Source organism: Streptomyces sp. RPA4-2 (assembly GCF_012273515.2).
Classification (GTDB): Bacteria; Actinomycetota; Actinomycetes; order Streptomycetales; family Streptomycetaceae; genus Streptomyces; species Streptomyces kaempferi.
The window spans coordinates 2,951,830-2,967,082 of record NZ_CP050975.2; the positions used below are offsets into that span (position 1 = coordinate 2,951,830).

Genomic DNA, 15,253 nt, shown 5'->3' on the forward strand with positions numbered 1-15,253 from the left:
CCTTACGCCTCCCAGCCCGCGGGCAGGTGGATCATCTTGTGCTCCAGGAACTCGCCGTAGCCCTCGGGGCCGAACTCCCGCCCGAGCCCGGAGTTCTTGTAGCCGCCGAAGGGGCCGAGCATGTCGAGGCTGAAGGTGTTGACGGAGTAGGTGCCGGTACGGACCTGGCGCGCGATGTCGATGCCGTGGGCGACGTCCGCCGTCCAGACGCTGCCGCTCAGCCCGTAGTCGGAGTCGTTGGCGATCTTCACGGCCTCGGTCTCGTCGCCGTAGGGGAGCAGGCAGATCACCGGTCCGAAGATCTCCTCGCGGGCGATCCGCATGGAGTTGTCCACGTCGCCGAAGAGGGTGGGTTCGACGTACCAGCCGCGGTCGAGGCCGTGCGGACGGCCGCCGCCGGTGAGGACCTTGGCGCCTTCCTCCTGGCCGATGCGGATGTAGTCGAGGCTGCGCCGCCGCTGCCGCTCGGCGACCAGCGGGCCCACCTGGGTCGCCGGGTCCAGCGGGTCGCCGACCACCAGGGCGCTCGCCGCGGCGGCGAAGGCGTCCGCGAACTCGTCGTAGCGCGAACGCGGTACGAGGATGCGGGTCTGGGCGACGCAGGCCTGGCCGTTGTTCATCCAGGCGGCCTGGACGATCCCGGGAACGGCCGTGGCGAGGTCCGCGTCCGGCAGCACGACCGCCGCCGACTTGCCGCCCAGCTCGAGCGTCACGCGGGTCAGATTGCGCGAGGCGACCTCCATCACGCGCCTGCCGGCCGCGACCGATCCGGTGAAGGAGACCTTGTCGACACCGGGATGCCCGACCAGGTACTCGCTCACCTCGCGGTCGGCCGGGAGGATCGACAGGACGCCCTCGGGCAGTCCGGCCTCCCGCGCGATCTCGCCCAGCAGGTAGGCGTCCAGCGGCGATTCGGGGGACGGCTTCAGTACCACCGAGCAGCCGGTCAGCAGCGCGGGCGCGAGTTTGGCGGCCGCCACGAACTGCGGCACGTTCCACGGCACCACGGCCGCGACGACCCCGACCGGCTCCCGCCGGACGAGGATCCTGCCGAGGACTCCGTCGCGCGTCTCCTCGTACGTGAAGCCGCGCGCCACCGTGAGGGCCGCGTCCCAGACCATCATCGCGCCGAGGGCCTGTGCGAGGACGCTCCAGGAGTAAGGGGAGCCGTTCTCGGAGGAGATGACGCGGGCGATCTCCTCGTGCCGGGCGCCGATCGCGTCCTTGATCCGGGTGACGACCGCGATCCGTTCGCCGGGGCTCATCCGGGGCCAGGGACCCTCGTCGAAGGCGCGCCGCGCGACGGCGACGGCCCGGTCGACGTCCTCGGCCGAGGCGTGCGGGACGCGCCCGATGACCTCTTCCGTGTGCGGCGAGATCACCTCGATGACACCGGTGCCCAGGGGGTCCGTCAACTCCCCGCCTATGAACAGCTGTCCGTGTTCCACGAGCTCGGTCATGACCGACCGCCTCCCCGGGGGGCGTTCTCCGACACTGCCGACTTCTGACGCTTCATCAGATACGAGAACTGATACCAGTTCCGGTCGGAGGAGTCCACGGGCCGGAGCCAATGGCACAACGGTTGGTTCGGGCACCCATTGGAATACGTTCTAGTTATAGTGACGGCACGACGGCGATTGGTGGGAGCCCATGACACAGGTGACCGATCACGGCGGGGGCGTACGGTCGCTCAGGGTCCCCATCCCCGACAACCCCCTCGGCACCACGCTGGTCCACGTCGTCGACACCGACCGGGGCCCCGTACTGATCGACACCGGCTGGGACGACCCGGCCTCCTGGGACGTCCTCACCGCCGGGCTCGCCGCCTGCGGCATCCCGGTCGCCGAGGTGCACGGCGTGGTCATCACCCACCACCATCCCGACCACCACGGCCTGTCGGGCAAGGTGCGGGACGCGTCCGGGGCGTGGATCGCGATGCACGCGCTGGACACCGAGATCGTCCGGCGGACCCGGGAGCACAAGGCCGAGCGCTGGTTCGCCTACATGGCGGACAAACTGGAGGCCTGCGGCGCACCCGAGGACCACGTGGCGCTGCTGCGCGCGGCGCGCACGGCCCGGCGCTCGGGCAGTCTGCCCCAGTTCACTCCCGCGCTCCCCGACCGCGAGATCGTCCCCGGCGAACTGCTCGACCTGGCCGGCCGCCGGCTGCGCGCGATCTGGACCCCGGGCCACACACCCGGTCACGTCTGCCTCCACCTGGAGGAGGCCCATCCCGCCGGACTGCCGGGCCACGGCCGCCTGTTCTCCGGCGACCACCTGCTGCCGCGGATCACCCCGCACATCGGCCTGTACGAGGATCCGGACGACGTCACGGTCGCCGATCCGCTCGGGGACTACCTCGACTCCCTGGAGCGCGTGGGCCGCCTCGACCCCGCCGAGGTGCTGCCGGCCCACCAGCACGCGTTCACCGACGCCCCCGGCCGCGTACGGGAGTTGCTCACCCATCACGAGGAGCGCCTCACCGGTCTGCTCACCCTCCTCGCGACGCCCCTCACCGCCTGGCAGCTCGCCGAACGCATGGAGTGGAACCGGCCCTGGGAGCAGATCCCCTTCGGCTCCCGGAACATCGCCGTCTCGGAGGCCGAGGCCCATGTCCGCCGCCTGGTGAAGCTCGGCCGCGCGGAGGCCGTCGCGGGAAGCGGTCCGGTGACGTACGTGGCGGTGTGAGCCGCCCGGCGCGGCGAGAGGGCGCGCCGGGCGTCGCGAGGCGGGCGGGACCTTCGCGACACGCCCTAGAAGGCCAGCGTGCGGACCAGTTCCTCGGCCTCACCGAGGAGTTGGACCTCTTGTGCGCTCATGGTCGGATTGGCGGCCCGCCGCCGCACGGCCTGCGTGAGACCGTCCTGCGTCATACAGTCCGTGTTCGCGTCGAGCATCGCGGCCAGCGTCTCCCCGGCCACCCCGGCGTGCGCCTCGGCGCCGACGGCGACCTGCGCGAGGATCACCGCGGACATGCCCCAGTCGAGGCCCGGCGGGCCCTCCTCGGCGTCGGCCCAGTCGATGACCTTCGGACCGTCCGGGGTCAGCATCACGTTGTCGGGGTGCAGGTCCAGGTGCAGCACACGGACGGCGGGGTCGGCGGAGAGCCGCGCGGGCACGGCGTGCAGCTTGCGCAGCAGCCGGGCGAGGGTGAGCCCGGCCTCCTCGGCGGAGAAGAGCCCCGCGCCGAACGCCTCCAGCATGGTCGGCCCCGTCAGCCGTTCCATCACCAGGTCGCCGCGGGTCGCCGCCCGCACCCCCGGCACCGGATAGCCGTGCCGGCGTACGTGTTCCATCACCGTGGCCTCGGCCGTCGCGTCGCCCCAGCCCTCCCGGTCGCGCCGCAGCACCCACGTCTCGTCGATCTCGTAGACATCCGCCGAACGTCCCGAGCCGAGCAGTCTCCCCGTCCGCATGAGGCGAACCTAGCCGGTCGTGGGCCCCGCCCCACAGGCGGCGCCGGGGCGATTCCTACGGGCCGGTAGAGTGAACGCGTCGTCATCACGCCCGTACGGGAGGAAGCCGGTTCAAATCCGGCGCCGGCCCTGTCCCCGAGCTCTCGGCTCCGTCCGAGCGGGGAGGCCCCGATCCGTGAACCGCCCGGCCGGCGGTGAGCCGGATCATCGCGCCCGGGACGTGAGCGACTCGTGCCATCGGCAGCCCGCCGGTGGCCGGCACCGTCGAGGCACACGGAGCCGGAGCCGCTCGGGGCCAAGCCTGCGCCCGGTGCTGCCCGGCCCCCGCAGGGAGACTCATGATCGTTCGCCGCACCGCCGCGGTACTGGCAGCCACCGTCGTGATCGGTACGGCCCTTGTCCCGGCCGCCGTGGCCGACGGCTCCTCCCCGTCCCCCACCCCGTCCCGGGCGATACCCTCCGGTCTCTTCGGCAGCACCGACCCCACCTACGACGGTGTGTGGCGGCAGTCCCTCGCCCTGCTCGCCCAGCACACGGTGGGCGAGCGGCCCGCGGCCAAGGCCGTCGACTGGCTGGCCGGGCAGCAGTGCGCGAACGGCGCGTTCGCCGCGTACCGCGCCGACGCCACGGCCGCGTGCGACGCCAAGACCATGGTCGACACCAACAGCACCGCCGCGGCCGTCCAGGCCCTCGCCGCGCTCGGCGGGCACGACGGCGGGACGCGCAAGGCGGCCGGCTGGTTGGAGTCCGTACAGAACAAGGACGGCGGCTGGGGTTACACGGCGGGCGGGGCGAGCGACGCGAACTCCACGTCCGTGGTGGTCGGGGCGCTGGCCGCGACCGGCGGGAAGCCCGGGGACGTGAAGTCCGAGGAGGGCAGGTCGCCGTACGACGCGCTGGCCGAGCTGTCGGTCCCGTGCGACGGCAAGGGCGCCGACGCGGGCGCCTTCGCCTACCAGCCGGACAAGCGGGGCGCGCTGGCCGCCAACGCGGACGCCACGGCCGCCGCGGTGCTGGGAGCCCTCGGCAAGGGGCTCGTGACGACGGCCGGGAAGGCTCTCCCGAACGGCTACACCTGCGAGAAGGCGGACACCCCGACGGCCGCGCAGGCCGCGAACAACGGCGCCTCCTACCTCGCCCGCCTGCTGCGCGACACCCCGTACCTGAAGTCGGCGATGCCGGGCGCCAAGGACCAGCCCGACTACGGCAACACGGCGGACGCGGTCGTCGCACTGGCCGCGCAGGGCGGGATCGCGGAGACGAAGAAGCCCCTCGCCTGGCTGGAGAAGAACTCCGGTCCCTGGGCGACGACGTCCGGCCCGGCCGCGTACGCGCAGCTGATCCTCGCCGCGCACGCGACCGGCACCGACCCGCGCGCGTTCGGCGGCACCGACCTCGTCCAGCAGCTCGGCGCGACGGGTCCGGCCGCCCAGCCGTCCGGCTCCGCGGCGGCCTCCACCGACGCGGAGAAGAAGGACAAGAAGGACGACGCGAAGGGCGTCAACGTCTGGTGGATCGTCGGTGTCGGTCTTGTCGGCGGCATCGGCATCGGCTTCCTGATCAGCGGACGCTCTAAGAAGCAGCAGCTGTGAGGCGGCGCCGCACGACGGCCCCGGCCCTGTTCCTCGTCCCCCTGCTGCTCGCCCCGCTGCTGCTCGTGCTCACCGCGGCCGGGCAGGCGCAGGCCGTCGGCTACCGCTACTGGTCCTTCTGGGACCGGACCGGCGGCTCCTGGACGTACGCGACCCAGGGCCCGTCGACCGCGCGGCCGTCCGACGGGGACGTCGAGGGGTTCCGCTTCGCGGTGAGCGAGGACTCGCAGGACGCCTCGAAGCCGCGCGGCAACGCGGACTTCGCGTCCGTCTGCGCCAGGACCGAGGCACGGGCGGGCGCCAAACGGGTGGCCCTGGTCCTCGACTTCGGCACGGCGGCCGACGCTCCCTCCGCGCAGACGCCGCCGGCGCCGCGTACGGCCTGCGCGCGGGTCCCCTCCGACGCGACGGCGGCGGACGCCCTGGCTTCGGTGGCCAAGCCCCTCCGCTACGACACCAACGCCCTGCTGTGCGCCATCGCGGGCTACCCGCGGACCGGCTGCGGCGAGCAGGTCTCGGCCCCGCACGAGCCGACGGCGTCCGCCCACCCGCGGTCCGGGGCACCCCACCACGGCCCGTCGGCGGGCCTGCTCGCGGGCGTCGCCGCGGTGGTCCTCCTGGGCGCGGCCGCGATCTGGCAGGCCCGCCGCCGCCGGGGCTGAGCCGGGGTGGCGAAAACGACGAAGGTGACGCGGGTGACGCGGGTGACGACTGGCGACGAGGAACGGGGTACCGCGGCGGCGGCCGATCCGTACGGGACCCCGCGGGAGCCCACGGCACCGACCACGCCCGCCGCGCCGCCGGCGCCGGTCGACCCCACCGTGCCCGCGCCCCGGCCCGCACCGCCCAAGTCCGGCACTCCGGACGCGGCTTAAGCGAACCCGGCAGTCCCGTCGCCCCCCTCGGGCACGCCGCCCGGCCGACCCGGCTCCCCCGCGCGGAGTCCGGCTCCCGCGTGCCCGCCACACCCGTCCTGCCCGTCCCGACCGATGACGGCCGCCGTGGGCGTCGGCGGCCACGGCGTACCCGCGCGCCGCAGGCGCACCGCGGCAACGCCCTGCACCCAGGAGCCTGGTGGATCTGGGCCCTGGGCCTCGGCACCGCCGCCTCCCGCACCACCAACCCGCTGCTGCTCGCCCTCCTCATCGGCACGGCCGGATACGTGGTGGCGGCCCGCCGCACCTCGGCCCCCTGGTCCCGCTCGTACGGCGCGTTCGTCAGGCTCGGTATGGCCGTGCTCGGCATCCGACTCGCCTTCGCGGTCCTCCTCGGCTCCCCCGTCCCCGGCTCGCACGTCCTCGTGACGCTCCCCGAGGTCCCCCTCCCGCACTGGGCCCAAGGCATCCGTATCGGTGGCCGGGTCACCGCCGAGGGCCTGGTCTTCGCGCTCTACGACGGTCTGAAGCTGGCCACGCTCCTCATCTGCGTCGGCGCGGCGAACGCCCTCGCGAACCCGGCGCGGCTCCTGAAGTCCTTGCCCGGCGCGCTGTACGAGGCGGGGGTCGCGGTCGTCGTCGCGCTGACCTTCGCACCGCACCTGATCGCGGACGCGCAACGGCTGCGTGCCGCCCGCCGGCTGCGCGGCCGCCCCGACCGGGGCCTGCGCGGTCTGCTGCAGGTCGCCCTCCCGGTCCTGGAGGGCGCGCTGGAGCGTTCGGTCGCGCTCGCCGCGGCGATGGACGCGCGCGGCTACGGCCGGACCGCCGCGGTGGCGCCCGCCGTCCGCCGCACCACCGCCGTCCTGACCCTGGGCGGCCTGGTCGGCGTCTGCGCGGGCACGTACGGACTGCTGACGGCGGAGGGTGACAGTTACGGACTGCCCTTGCTGCTCGCCGGGCTGGCCGCGGCGCTGGGCGGCCTGTGGCTGGGCGGCCGCCGCTCCCCGCGCACGCGCTACCGCCCCGACGTGTGGGGCGCACGGGCGTGGCTGGTGGCCGGGTCCGGCATCGCCGTCGCCGCCGGGCTGATCGTCTGCGCCGCCTACGACCCCGTGGCACTGCGTACCGGTGTCGTCCCCCTGGTGGCCCCGGCCCTTCCCCTGTGGCCCGCGGCCGCCGTGCTGCTCGGCCTGCTGCCCGCCTTCGTCGCCCCCGTCCCCGGGCAGCCCCGCCCGGCCGGGAACCGCCCGCCCGGCAATCGCCCGGCCGCCCGGGAACCCGCCGCCACCGAGGAGCCCTCATGATCCGCTTCGAGGATGTCTCCGTGACATACGACGGAGCGGCCGAACCCACCGTCCAGGGCGTGGACTTCGAGGTACCCGAGGGTGAACTGGTGCTGCTCGCCGGGCCCTCCGGAGTCGGCAAGTCCACCGTTCTCGGCGCGGTCGGCGGTCTCGTCCCCCACTTCACGGGCGGCACCCTGCGCGGCCGTGTCACGGTCGCCGGCCGGGACACCCGTACCCACAAGCCGCGCGAACTCGCCGATGTCGTCGGCACGGTGGGCCAGGATCCGCTGTCCCATTTCGTGACGGACACGGTCGAGGACGAACTCGCCTACGGCATGGAGTCGCTGGGCCTCGCACCGGCGGTGATGCGCCGCCGCGTCGAGGAGACCCTCGATCTGCTGGGCCTCGCGGACCTGCGTGACCGCCCGATCGCCACCCTCTCCGGCGGCCAGCAGCAGCGCGTCGCCATCGGCTCGGTCCTCACCCCGCACCCGCGGGTCCTGGTCCTCGACGAGCCCACGTCCGCGCTGGACCCGGCCGCCGCCGAGGAGGTCCTCGCCGTCCTGCAGCGCCTCGTCCACGACCTCGGCACGACCGTGCTGCTGGCCGAGCACCGCCTCGAACGCGTCATCCAGTACGCCGACCGCGTCGCCCTCCTCCCCTCCCCCGGCACCCCTCCGCTCCTCGGCACCCCGGCCGAGATCATGGCCGTCTCCCCGGTGTGTCCGCCGGTGGTGGACCTGGTAGCTGGCTTAAGCTGGTCCCCGCTCCCGCTCACCGTGCGCGACGCGCGGCGCAGGGCGGGGGCCCTGCGCGAACGGCTCGCGGAGCTCGCGCCGCCCGCGACCGCGGCACCCGGGCTTCTCCCTTTGCCGGGCGCCCCCACCGGCGGCCCACCACCCCACCGTCCCTCCCGTCGCTCCCGTCCCCGATTCATCCCGCCCGCCCGTCCGCGTCTCCTCCGCGGGCGCGCCCCCGAATCCCCGGCCTCCTCCGCGCTTAGGCCGCCGTCGTCGAGGGCCTCGCCGTCCGCCGCGGTCAGGTCGAGGCGCTCCGCCGCGTGGACCTGACCGTCGCCCCCGGCGGGATCACCGCGCTGATGGGACGCAACGGAGCGGGCAAGTCCACCCTGCTCGGCACCCTGGTCGGGCTGGTCGAACCGGCCGCCGGTTCGGTCCGGGTCGGCGGCGCGGTCCCGCACCGGACGGCACCCCAGGACCTGATCCGGCGCGTGGGTCTCGTACCGCAGGAGCCACGGGACCTGCTGTACTCCGACACGGTCGCCGCCGAGTGCGCCGCGGCCGACGCCGACGCGGGCGCCGAGACCGGTACCTGCCGGGCGCTGGTCTCCGCGCTGCTGCCCGCGATCACCGACGACACCCATCCCCGGGACCTGTCGGAGGGGCAGCGGCTGGCGCTGGCGCTGGCCGTCGTCCTGACGGCCCGCCCCCCGCTGCTGCTCCTCGACGAGCCGACCCGGGGCCTCGACTACGCGGCGAAGGCCCGGCTGGTCACCATCCTGCGCGGGCTGGCCGCCGAGGGGCACGCCATCGTGCTGGCGACCCACGACGTGGAGCTCGCCGCCGAGCTCGCGCACCGCGTGGTCGTCCTCGCGGACGGCGAGGTCGTCGCCGACGGCCCGACGGCCGAGGTGGTCGTCGCCTCCCCGTCCTTCGCCCCGCAGGTCACGAAGGTGCTGGCCCCGCAGCCGTGGCTCACCGTCGCCCAGATCAGGGACGCGCTCGCAGGGGACACGCTCGCATGACCATGTCCGGCGCCCCACGGCGCACCACCACGCACCAGCGCCAGGTCCGTGCCGTCCGCCTCGGCCCCCGTTCCCTCGCCGCCCTCGGTCTGGTGAGCGTCATCGGCGTCGCCGGATTCGGCTGGCCGCTCCTCGCCGACCCCGCCTCCCAGGCCGGCACACACGCGCAGGACGCCCCCTGGCTGTTCGCGGGGCTGCTCGTCCTGCTCGTGGCGGTCGTGGCCGCGACGATCTCCGAGTCCGGCCTCGGCCCCAAGGCGGTCGCCATGCTCGGAGTGCTCGCCGCGACCGGCGCCGCCCTGCGGCCGATCGGGGCCGGGACCGCCGGGATCGAGCCGATGTTCTTCCTGATGGTGCTGAGCGGACGGGTGCTCGGACCGGGGTTCGGCTTCGTGCTCGGGTCCGTGACCATGTTCTCGTCCGCGCTGCTCACCGGCGGGGTGGGGCCGTGGATGCCGTTCCAGATGCTCGCCATGGGCTGGTTCACGATGGGCGCCGGGCTGCTGCCCGGTCCGGACCGGCTGCGCGGGCGCGCCGAGCTGACGCTGCTCGCCGTGTACGGGTTCCTGGCCGCCTTCGCGTACGGCACCGTCATGAACCTGGAGGGCTGGCCCTTCATGAACGCGCTGGCCTCGAACGTCGCCTTCGACCCGCACGCCGGCGTTCCCGCCAACCTGGCCCGCTTCCTCGCGTACTGCGTGGCCACCTCGCTCGGCTGGGACCTGGGCCGGGCCGTGGTGACGGTCGTCCTGACGCTCACGCTGGGCGCGCCGCTCCTCAGGGCGCTGCGCCGGGCCACCCGTAGGGCCGCCTTCGAGACGCCGGTCACGTTCGACCCCCGGTGATCTGCGGCGCCCGTCACACCGGCCGGACGCGCTCCGCACATCCGCGTGCGCGCTGTGCGAGGCGGGGCGTGAAGCAGCCCACAGGACGTTGGTCACATCCGAAGCGCGATAGTAGTGAATTCCGGTGGCATGGACGCGTCCTTATGCCCTCTGACCTGGGGTTTGAGAGCCAGATCACATAAGGCACTTTCGCCTCGGATGCGACCACCACTAGTAAAAGGGGGTCATTGCGGGCGGGCCTCGAGCCTGTTTCTCTGAAGCAGTCGCGAGGCGCCGACGGACCCGCCCGGGTCGCGGCGCCGACGTACGCAGTCACCACGCACCACATGGTTCGGCCTACCGCGACGGTCGTGTCCCCGAAGAAAAAGGTTCTCCGTGTCCGTCTCCTTCATCCGCCGCATCGCCTCTCCGAAGAAGGTCCTCACCACTGCCGCCGTGGCCACCGCCACCGTCGGCATGGCTCTGGCCGCGGCTCCCGCCCAGGCCGCCACCACCTCGGCCTCCTCCGCCCAGTCGATCGCGCACGAGATGATCCCGGACGCCGCGCAGTTCACCGCCTTCAGCAAGATCGTCGAGCGCGAGAGCGGCTGGAACCCCAGCGCGACGAACTCCGCCTCCGGCGCCTACGGTCTGGTCCAGGCCCTGCCCGCGTCGAAGATGTCGTCCGCAGGCTCCGACTGGAAGACCAACCCCGCCACCCAGATCAAGTGGGGTCTGGACTACATGAACTCCCGCTACGGCAGCCCGGTCGCCGCGTGGAGCTTCTGGCAGGCCCACAACTGGTACTGAGCGACCCCCCACCGCACGTGAAGGCGGCGGCCCCCGATCCCCGGGGCCGCCGCCTTCGCCTGTCGTGGGCCACGGGTCGGCGGTCCGCCACGTCGGCCCGTACACCCGTACACCGCACCGCACCGATCCGCACCGATCCGGTGGCGGGCCCCACGGGTCCGGTGAGCAGCCGGCGCGGCCACTGCGGGGAGTCCCCGCCGCGCGCGCCGACCGGTCCGTCTTCCGCGCGTCGTGCGCGGGTCGTCACTCCTGTCCGCGACGCCACGGCCCAGCGTTCCGCCCGGACGTCCTCCGCGTCATGGTGGACTTGGGTGTGCCACGACCGTCCAGCCGACCGGAGGCTCCATGGGTGCGGACAGCACGGCCGCGCGGACCGACGACCCCGAGGCGCGCGGACTGCGCCTGGTCACGGTGCTGTTGGGGCTGACCGTGGTCAGCGGGCTCATCGACGCGGTGAGTTATCTCGGGCTCGGGCACGTCTTCACCGCGAACATGACCGGCAACGTGGTGGTACTGGGCTTCGCCGCGGCCGGGGCGCCGGGCTTCTCCGTGTGGCACACGCTGACCTCGCTCGCCTGCTTCCTGATCGGCGCCGCGGTCGGAGGGCGGGTCGCGGTGCGTTTCGGCGGCCGGTCGCGCCGGACCTGGGCGCGGGTCACGCTCGCCGTCGAGGCGGTGCTCGTCGGCGGGTGCGCGGCGGTCGCCTTCGCCGCGCCGGGTGCCACCGGTACGACGTACACCCTGATCGCCGTCACGGCCTTCGCCATGGGCGTGCGCAACGCGACCGTCCGCAAGCTGGGTGTGCCCGACCTGACGACCACGGTCCTGACGATGACGCTGACGGGCCTCGCGGCCGACACCGCCGTCGGCGGCGGCGGTACGGGCAGCCGCTCCCCGCGGCGCGTCGCCTCCGTCGCCGCGATGGCCGTGGGCGCGCTGCTGGGCGCGTGGCTGGTGCTCCACCACGGACTGGGGATCCCCCTGTTGATCGCGGCCGTGGCGGCGGGGGTACTGGCGGTGTCGGCCTCCGGGCGGGAGTAGTCCCGCTCCGGGCGGCGGGCCTTCCGGGGGCGGGAACGGTCCTTGTGCTCACCCGGCTTCCGACGTCCGCGGGGCTCCAGGCAGACTTCATCGGAGCAGTCCGATGACCAGGAGGATCACGCATGATCACGCTCACGAAGGAAGACGGCCCGGCGGACCTCGACGGGGTGACCCATCTGTCCATCGGGGTGTCCTGGGACCCCACCGCCGGATCGAGCGGCGGACTGATGGGCAAGCTCCGCCGGCAGGCCGGCACCGACCTCGACCTGATCGCGATCGCGATGCAGGGCTCGGACCCGGTGCGGCTGGCGGGCCTCGATTCCCTGGACCCGCTGGGCAACGGCTCGTTGGTGCACAGCGGTGACAACCAGACCGGACGCGGCGACGGGGACGACGAGACGGTGACCGTCGAGTTCGCCCGGGTGCCGGCCAACGTCACGTCGATCGTCTTCGTCGCCGCCGCGTTCAAGAAGAGCAGTTCCTTCCAGAAGGCGCGGAACATCAGCATCAAGGTGTACGACGCGACCGGGGGCAGCATCCAGCAGGTCGCCGACATCTGGCCGAGCCTGCTCAGCAACGACAACGGCTGCGCCGTGGCCAAGGCGATAAGGGTCGGCGGTGTCTGGAAGCTGGAGGTGATCAACCAGACGGGCCGGATCAAGCAGGGTGACGAGCGGGACCTGATGCGCTTCGCGGTGAACAAGTAGGGACACCGGCCGGCAGGGACATGAGGGGGACTTGGGGGCTGACCCGTACGTCAGCCCCCGCCCGGCACACCGTCCGGGTGTTGTCCCGGCTACAGCCGCTGGATGATCGTCCCGGTCGCCAGTGCCCCGCCCGCGCACATGGTGATGAGGGCGAACTCCTTGTCCCTGCGCTCCAGTTCGTGCAGGGCAGTCGCGATCAGGCGTGCCCCCGTCGCCCCCACGGGATGCCCGAGCGCGATCGCGCCACCGTTGACGTTGACCTTCTCCAGGTCCTGTTCGAAGACCTGGGCCCAGCTCAGCACCACCGAGGCGAAGGCCTCGTTGATCTCGACCAGGTCGATGTCCTTCAGCGACATGCCGGCCTTGCCGAGTACGGCCCGTGTCGCGTCGACCGGGCCGTCCAGGTGGAAGTGCGGGTCCGCGCCGACGAGTGCCTGGGCCACGATCCGGGCCCGCGGCCGCAGTTTCAGCGCCCGCGCCATCCGCTTCGACGCCCACATGATCGCGGCGGCTCCGTCCGAGATCTGCGACGAGTTGCCCGCCGTGTGGACGGCCGTCGGCATCACCGGCTTGAGGCGCGACAGCGCCTCCGCCGACGTGTCGCGCAGCCCCTCGTCGCGGTCGACGAGCCGCCACATGCCCTGCCCGGCGCGCTGTTCGTCCTCCGTCGTGGGGACCTGCACGGCGAACGTCTCCCGCTTGAAGCGCTCCTCGGACCAGGCCACGGCCGCCCGCTCCTGCGAGAGGAGACCGAGCGAGTCGACGTTCTCGCGCGTCAGCCCGCGGCGACGCGCGATCCGCTCCGCCGCCTCGAACTGGTTGGGCAGGTCCACGTTCCACTCGTCGGGGAACGGTTTCCCCGGGCCGTGCTTGGACCCCGAGCCCAGCGGCACCCGCGACATCGCCTCGACACCGCAGGAGATGCCCACGTCGATCACCCCCGCCGCGATCATGTTGGCGGTCAGGTGCGCCGCCTGCTGCGAGGAGCCGCACTGGCAGTCCACGGTCGTCGCGGCGGTCTCGTAGGGCAGGCCCATGGTGAGCCACGCCGTGCGCGCGGGGTTCATCGACTGCTCCCCGGCGTGCGTCACCGTGCCGCCGACGATCTGCTCGACACAGTCGGCGTGGATGCCGGTGCGGCCGAGGAGTTCACGGTAGGTCTCGCCCAGGAGATAGGCGGGGTGGAGATTGGCGAGCGCGCCACCGCGCTTGCCGATGGGGGTGCGTACGGCTTCGACGATCACGGGTTCCGCGGCCATGGGGCTAGGTCCTCTCCTCGCTGACCCGCGCAGCGCGGGGCGTCCCGGCCCACCCACCGCGCCGAACTAGAACGTGTACTAGTTCTCCGTGCAGTCTGCTGAGCGGAGCCCCCGTGCCGCAAGGGTCGTGCACGCCCCGAAGTCGCCATCCATGGCGCCTCCGGGCGCAATTGAGGGTGCCGCACCCCTTGCGACTTGTAGAACCCGTTATTACCTTCACGGCGATTCCCTTTTCTGATGGACCGTCAGGCCATCAGTGGGCGGCCGGCGGAACACGGCCGTCAGCACACCGTCGTCACAACAGAACGCGTGAGACCTGGAGTTGCCGATGCCCTGTCCAGCGCTGCCCGACGGGTTCGACTTCACCGACCCCGACCTGCTGCACCACCGTGTGCCCCTGCCGGAGTTCGCCGAGCTGCGCCGGGCCGAACCGGTCCGCTGGATACCCCAGCCGCACAACCTGGCCGGGTTCCAGGACGAGGGCTACTGGGCGGTGACCCGGCACGCGGACGTCAGGTACGTCTCCACGCACCCGGAGATCTTCTCCTCGTCCCTCAACACCGCGATCATCCGCTTCAACGACCACATCGAGCGCGACGCGATCGACGCCCAGCGGCTGATCCTGCTCAACATGGACCCGCCCGAGCACACCCGCGTCCGCCAGATCGTGCAGCGCGGTTTCACCCCGCGGGCCATCCGGGCGCTGGAGCAGCGGCTGCGCGAGCGCGCGCACGCGATCGTCGAGGGCGCGCGTGCCCACTCCGGGCCCTTCGACTTCGTCACCGAGGTCGCCTGCGAACTGCCCCTCCAGGCGATAGCCGAGCTGATCGGCATCCCGCAGGACGACCGGGTCAAGATCTTCGAATGGTCCAACCGGATGATCGCGTACGACGATCCGGAGTACGCCATCACCGAGGAGGTCGGCGCCGAGTCGGCCACCGAACTCATCTCGTACGCCATGAACATGGCCGCCGACCGCAAGCAGTGCCCGGCGAAGGACATCGTCAGCACGCTGGTGGCGGCCGAGGACGAGGGCAACCTCGGTTCCGACGAGTTCGGCTTCTTCGTGCTGATGCTGTCGGTCGCCGGCAACGAGACCACCCGCAACGCGATCACGCACGGCATGCACGCCTTCCTCACCCACCCCGCGCAGTGGGAGCTCTACAAGCGCACCCGTCCGGCGACCACCGCCGAGGAGATCGTCCGCTGGGCGACCCCCGTGGTCTCCTTCCAGCGCACGGCGACCCAGGACACCGAACTCGGCGGCAGGGCCATCAGGAAGGGCGACCGGGTCGGCCTCTTCTACGCCTCCGCCAACCACGACCCCGAGGTGTTCGGGAACCCCGGCGACTTCGACATCACCCGTGACCCCAACCCGCACCTCGGCTTCGGCGGCGGAGGCCCCCACTACTGCCTCGGGAAGTCCCTGGCCGTCCTGGAGATCGACCTCATCTTCCAGGCGATCGCCGACGCGATGCCGAACCTCTCCCTGGTGGGCGACCCGCGCCGGCTGCGCTCCGCGTGGATCAACGGGGTCAAGGAACTCCAGGTCGACGCCGGCTGACCCCGGCACCCGCTCGGGCCGACGGCCTCCCGGCGCCCGTCGGCCCGTCCCGCGGGAGGCAGGGGCAGCCCCCTACGCTCCGCCCCTGCCTCCCCCGAGGGCCGGGACGCC

Annotated in this window: 13 protein-coding genes and 1 pseudogene; 11 read left to right on the top strand and 3 right to left on the bottom strand. The window is 73.0% G+C overall.

The features are described 5' to 3' along the window. Positions 1 to 2: 2 nt before the first annotated feature. Positions 3 to 1,460, bottom strand: coding sequence for an aldehyde dehydrogenase (locus HEP85_RS12700; RefSeq protein ID WP_168527889.1), 1,458 nt, complete (start codon positions 1,458 to 1,460; stop codon positions 3 to 5). 190 nt (positions 1,461 to 1,650) lie between these two features. Between HEP85_RS12700 and HEP85_RS12705 the strand changes: the two genes are divergently transcribed. Next, positions 1,651 to 2,688: an MBL fold metallo-hydrolase gene (locus HEP85_RS12705; protein ID WP_168527890.1), complete on the top strand. Its 1,038-nt coding sequence runs from the start codon at positions 1,651 to 1,653 to the stop codon at positions 2,686 to 2,688. Between the two features lie 65 nt (positions 2,689 to 2,753). Here the strand turns inward: HEP85_RS12705 and HEP85_RS12710 are convergent, their stop codons facing one another. Continuing rightward, positions 2,754 to 3,416, bottom strand: coding sequence for a phosphotransferase (locus HEP85_RS12710; RefSeq protein WP_168527891.1), 663 nt, complete (start codon positions 3,414 to 3,416; stop codon positions 2,754 to 2,756). Positions 3,417 to 3,754: 338 nt separating this feature from the next. Between HEP85_RS12710 and HEP85_RS12715 the strand changes: the two genes are divergently transcribed. From HEP85_RS12715 to HEP85_RS12755, 9 genes and pseudogenes are all read left to right on the top strand, one after another. Continuing rightward, positions 3,755 to 5,008, top strand: coding sequence for a terpene cyclase/mutase family protein (locus tag HEP85_RS12715; protein ID WP_168527892.1), 1,254 nt, complete (start codon positions 3,755 to 3,757; stop codon positions 5,006 to 5,008). Beyond that, the gene (locus HEP85_RS12720; protein ID WP_329287578.1) at positions 5,005 to 5,670 is read left to right on the top strand and encodes an SCO2322 family protein; all 666 of its coding nucleotides are present in this window, start codon (positions 5,005 to 5,007) and stop codon (positions 5,668 to 5,670) included. The genes HEP85_RS12715 and HEP85_RS12720 overlap by 4 nt, the downstream gene beginning before the upstream one ends. Before the next feature lie 42 nt (positions 5,671 to 5,712). Continuing rightward, positions 5,713 to 5,883 carry a hypothetical protein gene (locus tag HEP85_RS12725; RefSeq protein WP_369657698.1) on the top strand — a complete coding sequence of 57 codons (171 nt, stop codon included), beginning with the start codon at positions 5,713 to 5,715 and terminating at the stop codon, positions 5,881 to 5,883. Positions 5,884 to 5,981: 98 nt separating this feature from the next. Then, positions 5,982 to 7,190 carry an energy-coupling factor transporter transmembrane component T gene (locus HEP85_RS12730; protein WP_211118214.1) on the top strand — a complete coding sequence of 403 codons (1,209 nt, stop codon included), beginning with the start codon at positions 5,982 to 5,984 and terminating at the stop codon, positions 7,188 to 7,190. Continuing rightward, positions 7,187 to 8,937 (top strand): annotated as a pseudogene (locus HEP85_RS12735) (ABC transporter ATP-binding protein). Before HEP85_RS12730 ends, HEP85_RS12735 begins: the two are co-directional and overlap by 4 nt. Then, positions 8,934 to 9,782 carry an ECF transporter S component gene (locus tag HEP85_RS12740; protein WP_168527894.1) on the top strand — a complete coding sequence of 283 codons (849 nt, stop codon included), beginning with the start codon at positions 8,934 to 8,936 and terminating at the stop codon, positions 9,780 to 9,782. Before HEP85_RS12735 ends, HEP85_RS12740 begins: the two are co-directional and overlap by 4 nt. 375 nt (positions 9,783 to 10,157) lie before the next feature. Beyond that, entirely contained in the window at positions 10,158 to 10,571 is a 414-nt protein-coding gene (locus HEP85_RS12745) for a transglycosylase SLT domain-containing protein (protein ID WP_168527895.1), read from the top strand. Between the two features lie 345 nt (positions 10,572 to 10,916). Then, positions 10,917 to 11,612 carry a YoaK family protein gene (locus HEP85_RS12750; RefSeq protein ID WP_168527896.1) on the top strand — a complete coding sequence of 232 codons (696 nt, stop codon included), beginning with the start codon at positions 10,917 to 10,919 and terminating at the stop codon, positions 11,610 to 11,612. A gap of 122 nt (positions 11,613 to 11,734) precedes the next feature. Then, a complete protein-coding gene (locus tag HEP85_RS12755; protein ID WP_168527897.1) occupies positions 11,735 to 12,319 on the top strand; it encodes a TerD family protein in 585 nt (194 codons plus the stop codon). 89 nt (positions 12,320 to 12,408) lie between these two features. Here HEP85_RS12755 and HEP85_RS12760 read toward each other — a convergent pair whose 3' ends face one another. Beyond that, a complete protein-coding gene (locus HEP85_RS12760) occupies positions 12,409 to 13,578 on the bottom strand; it encodes a steroid 3-ketoacyl-CoA thiolase (RefSeq protein ID WP_168527898.1) in 1,170 nt (389 codons plus the stop codon). 328 nt (positions 13,579 to 13,906) lie between these two features. Between HEP85_RS12760 and HEP85_RS12765 the strand changes: the two genes are divergently transcribed. Then, on the top strand, positions 13,907 to 15,142 hold the full coding sequence (locus HEP85_RS12765; RefSeq protein WP_168527899.1) for a cytochrome P450: 1,236 nt from the start codon (positions 13,907 to 13,909) through the stop codon (positions 15,140 to 15,142). Positions 15,143 to 15,253: the final 111 nt, after the last annotated feature.